Source organism: Photorhabdus temperata, from assembly GCF_025384845.1.
GTDB lineage: Bacteria > Pseudomonadota > Gammaproteobacteria > Enterobacterales > Enterobacteriaceae > Photorhabdus > Photorhabdus temperata.
The window spans coordinates 1-4,826 of sequence record NZ_JAJAFX010000112.1 but is presented as its reverse complement, the minus strand read 5'-3'; the positions used below and the strand labels follow the sequence as shown (position 1 = coordinate 4,826).

Annotated in this window: 2 protein-coding genes and 1 pseudogene; 1 reads left to right on the top strand and 2 read right to left on the bottom strand. The window is 56.4% G+C overall.

The features are described from left to right. Together LGZ99_RS24720 and LGZ99_RS23295 are read right to left on the bottom strand one after the other, a co-directional pair. Nucleotides 1-950: pseudogene (locus tag LGZ99_RS24720) on the bottom strand (phage integrase N-terminal SAM-like domain-containing protein); the annotation flags it as partial. 332 nt (nt 951-1,282) lie between these two features. Continuing rightward, nucleotides 1,283-4,195 carry a CHC2 zinc finger domain-containing protein gene (locus LGZ99_RS23295; RefSeq protein ID WP_262979728.1) on the bottom strand — a complete coding sequence of 971 codons (2,913 nt, stop codon included), beginning with the start codon at nt 4,193-4,195 and terminating at the stop codon, nt 1,283-1,285. 102 nt (nt 4,196-4,297) lie between these two features. Here LGZ99_RS23295 and LGZ99_RS23290 point away from each other — a divergent pair, with 102 nt between their 5' ends. Continuing rightward, nucleotides 4,298-4,699 carry a helix-turn-helix domain-containing protein gene (locus LGZ99_RS23290; protein WP_065822423.1) on the top strand — a complete coding sequence of 134 codons (402 nt, stop codon included), beginning with the start codon at nt 4,298-4,300 and terminating at the stop codon, nt 4,697-4,699. Nucleotides 4,700-4,826 lie beyond the last annotated feature (127 nt).

Sequence of the window (4,826 nt, the reverse complement as noted above, 5' to 3'; positions counted from 1 at the left end):
CACCACCCCGCGCCCGAAGTCCACTTCGCTTAAAGCAGGTTCGCCACTTCCATTCGCCGGATACCGGTACTCCACAGCACTTCAAGGATAGCCCGGTTTCTCAACCCGGTTGGCGTGCTGATGTTTGCCGCCGCTAATACCGTGTGGGTTTCGTCTTCATTGAGCACCTGGGCCGGCAGCCGTTTTTCTTCCTTTGGTAACACCAGACTGTCCGCCGGGTTATACAGGATATGGTGACGTTGCAGCAGCCAGCGGAACCACTGACGTAAGACACTCAGGCGGTCCCGCTGACTGCCTGGGGTGTAGGGCTGGCCGTCGGCTTTACGGTGGCTTCTTAGCCAGCGCTGATAGCTTTCCAGCAACGGCAGGCTGACCTGCGGCGCGGCCATGACCCCGCGTGCTTCACACCAGGTGATGAACGGCAACAGCCGCTCTTCATAGGCTTCCTGTGTCCGTTCACTTAACCCCTGTCCCTGTACGGCTTCCAGCCAGGCGGCCAGATGCTGGCGTAAGGTGGTGAAGCGGGCAGGGATTGCTGCCTCTGCCTGATTCAGGGTTTCCGTTACCGAGGGGCGTTTTTTTCTGTCCGGTGAGGCGAGGGTTGCCGCCGGGCTGGTTGGGATAGATTGCTGTTGCTGCAACCAGTCGAACCACAGGCGTAAGGCGCGCAGGCGTCGGCGCTGACTGTCCGGCGGGTAGGGTTGACCGTTGGCCTTGCGGTATTGGGTAAGATACTGCTGCCAGTTTTCCAGTAACGGCCCGGTCACCTGGGCCGCTGATACAACGCCCTGTTCCTCACACCAGTTAACGAACGGTGACAGCCGTTCATGACTGGCGGCCTGACTCTTTTGACTCAACCCCTGCAACAGCAGGTTATCCAGATACGCCTCAAGGTGCTGACGCAGAGTGAGCTGGATAGGTTCAGATTGACGTTTAGCGGGTGATGACATGATGGGATTTCCTGTAGGGAACAGCGGTTATTGTTATCGGTGTGTGAGACGTCACTACGGTACGATGGCTTGATTTTTAAGTGGCCGGAATAGTCCTTTTCAGACTGCCCCGACTTGCGAGCCATTCAGCCTTTTGCTACTGCGGCTTGCAGCCGGTTTGGGTGAACCAGACTTGACCCCGACTTGAGGCAGACTTGACCCTGACTTGCCTTCATCTGAGCCAGACTTGCACAAGTCATATTCACACTTTCCTTTATCCGGCTTTCGGGTTCGTTGATGAAGGGGTAGTACGGTACGACAGCCTGATTTTTAGGGGGCCGGAACAGTCCTTTTCAGGCTCGCCCGACTTGCGAACCGTTCAGCCCTTTGTCACTGCGGCTTGCAGCCGGTTTTGGTGAACCAGACTTGGCCCTGACTTGGGGCAGACTTGACCCCAACTTGCCTTCATCCGAGCCAGACTTGCACGAGTCATATACGCTATTGGCATCCTGATTTTCCGGTTCAATCAGACCACACAGGTGAGCCTCCTCCGCTTTATCGCCATTCCAGAGCAGTTCATATTGCAACAGATGGCCGCGACTGCCGCCGTGTGTCAGCAGATATTCCATGTCACTCAGGCGCTGACAGTGGAGTTTAAGCTGGCTGTCACTCCAGTGGGTATAACTGCGGATATCCCGGCGGGTAAAGCGGATATCTTTCACCGGGCGTTGTTGCGCTGCCGCCGTGTCTTTCACCATTTCCTGTATCAGCAGCAACAGTTTTCGGGTCTGGGGCGGCATCTCATCCAGCGTGCGGCCTAATATCTCGTGGGCCAGCCGGTTTGCTAAGCTAATATCGTCTTTGGTCACTTCGATATACTCCAGTGTCTTGCCCCGATGTTCGGCCTTTTTCACCGCCCGCTGGTGCTGATGCAGCAGGGCGATACTTTGTATCAGCGTGAGATATTTCATGTGGTCGCGCCGGGTGCGGGTTTTATCGCTCATGAACGTTAACTGTGAAGCATAAGGATTAACCACATTCAGCGGGCGTAACAGCCGCTGGGCGTTTTGATGCAGTTCCGTGATATAGACCTTCTCATTCTCCGCCAGTAAGCCTTCGAGGGTTTGCTTATGGCGCTGCAAGGCGTGGATAGCTTCCGTCTGTTCCCGCGATTCGTTCACGGTCAGCACCAGACAGCGGTTTAACAGCTCTTCATCGACATCTATTGCCGTGGTGGTGAGCATCAGCATCACCGGCCCTTTCACCGTGTACTGTTTGGTCACCAGATTCCCGCTGGCGTCATCTTTACCGGTGCTGGCAATGGTCAGTTCGCCGTCGCTTTGCAACAGCTTAAGCGCATAGGCGGCCTGCCTGACGCCTTCCTCTTCGGCAATGGCTAAGATTTTATGCTGGAGATTGGTTTCCCCCAGATAGAACAGACTCTGGCCGGTCATGGCGCTGTATTGCAGCCGTTCCTCTTCCGGTATCAGATTGAGGACGGCATCCATCAGTGAACTTTTCCCGGCTGCGCTACTGCTTTGTATCAGCACGGCCAGCGGACGTTCCAGCTTGCGACTGACGGCGGCTAAGTAACCGGCCAGCAGGTTAGTGGATTCGCCCACCACGCCACAGGCGGCTAAGTCAGCGGTGATGCGCTCACTCAGCTGCGGGTCTTGCAGCAGTGCCAGCGCCGCGGCCCGCTGGTCCTCGCTCAGTTCGGGAACCGGCTGGGTTGCGGTTTGTTCACTGACACCGGCCTGTTGACACTGTTCCAGTACCAGCAACACCTGCCCCAGCGCCCGGCGCAGGTCACCTTCGGCCAGCCCCAGTTCGGTGGCGGCCAGTCGCGCATACCCGTTCCGGCTGCGGGCGCTCATCATGTCCACGCTGTCGGCGAACATCACGCCGCTGTCGGTATCAACCACCTGAACATTGACTTTCATCACTGCCGCCCCGGCTTTCACCTGTGACAGGCCCCGGATACCCCACTGTTGTGTGCCCAGGGTGAGGGATATCTCGCCGTTAGCGCCGGTTTCCCAGACCACATTGGGCATTGACGGCAACGCAGCTATCCCGGCGGCTAAGGTGCTGACCGTTTCTGGCACCGGAACCGGCTGGTGTTCAGCCAGCGCGGCCCGCTCTGTGGCGGTGGTTGCCTGTATTTCCGCCGCATCCTGCATCGGCACGGCACTGTCGAGTAGCAACCCGAAGGCCCGTTCCGGCTCGGCGACCTGACACAGATAGCCGTTGGCATCCATGCCTTCGGGGAACACCACCCGGAACACGGTGATGCCGGCGGTGGTCAGTTCGGCGGCCAGTTTCACTGCGGCGTCATTCCCGGCGTGATCATTATCGAAGGCAATCAGCACCTGTCTGACCTGATGCTGTTTCAGTGCCTGCCAGTGGTCGGGAGTAAACCCGTTCACCCCGTAGGCGGCGGTGACATTACGGTAACCCGCCACCCAGAACGACATCGCATCGATTAACGATTCACACAGGATAAGCGAGGCTGACGCCACCATGGCCGGTTCATTCCAGACGCCGCCATGTGCGCCGGGCAGATACAGATGCTTCGGGGTGTTTTTGCGCAGGTCATCACCGATTTTACGCCCGTAGATTTCGCGTATCTGGCCGTGCCGGTCGATAACCGGTATCACTAATGACCCTCTAAAGTGCTCATGCCCGTTGTCCCGCAGGATACCCGCCGCGATTAACCGGGCCCGGATAGCGGAACCGGCCTTGTATTTACTGGCGGGCAGCCGGTAACCCAGGGTGCGGTTGGCAAAGCCCGGTTTAAAACCGGCGACTAATTCCGGGTGGTTTAATCGGCGTTTTTCCAGATAAGCCAGCGCTTCGGGGGCGTTCAGCAACGTGTGGTGATAGAACTCAACCACCCGATTAAGCAGCGCCTGCCTTCCGGCTTCGTCTTCGGCCAGCACGGCCGGTTCATCCGGCTGGACCAGCGGGGCCATTGCTGGATTCTCGCCCAGTTCCCCGCGCAGGCGTTCTACGGCATGGCGCAGGCTTAAACCCTCCGTTTTCATCACCCAGTCCAGCACCGACCCGCCCGCATTGCAGCCGAAGCAGTGATAGAGGTTCTTTTCCGGGCTGAGCACCATTGACGGGGTTTTCTCCTGATGGAACGGGCACAGCAGCACGTAATCTTTGCCGCGTTTAAAGAGCTGTCGCCCCTGTTGCTCCACCACGGCGACTAAGGAGACGGCGGCTTTCAGGTGTTGTAATTCTGCTTCCGGGATGCGTGCCATAAAAATGTTCCTTTTAAACCCTTGTCAATAGACATATATGTAGATTATATTATCTATACATTATGGGATTTGCAACAGGCAGCTAAAAAAGGAGACGGTACAATGAACCCTATTGATTCATTGTGTGCAGGGTTGGATATGTCAGCATTTGCAGAACGTCTTCGTTTGTTGCGTGAGGCACGTAATTTAAGTCAGGTTCGGCTGGCTGAACTGTTGGGAGTTGATCCGCGTGCTTATAATCGTTGGGAGAAAGGCGCGAGTGCGCCCCATCTGGAAACGGTTATTAAGATCGCTGATGTGCTCCAGGTCACGATAGATGAACTGGTTGGCCGCAAGGCTATATCGGATGAAGTGAAGATCCGCAACCACACATTACATTCCTTGTGGCAAAAAGCGGACCTGTTGCCAGATACCGATCAACAAGCGTTGATCGTGGTACTTGACAGCTTTGTCAAGAAAGCAATGGTTGAACAGGCCATGGGATTTAACAGCACTAAGCGTTGAGATAGCGCGGCAGACGGTGAGTTCGCACCTCACGTCTGCCGCTCACCACAAGCAACTAATAAGGGTAGTTAATTATGGCTAAGGCGCATTCTAAAGCAGAAGCGGCGATAAATAAAGCTGTGAAAAC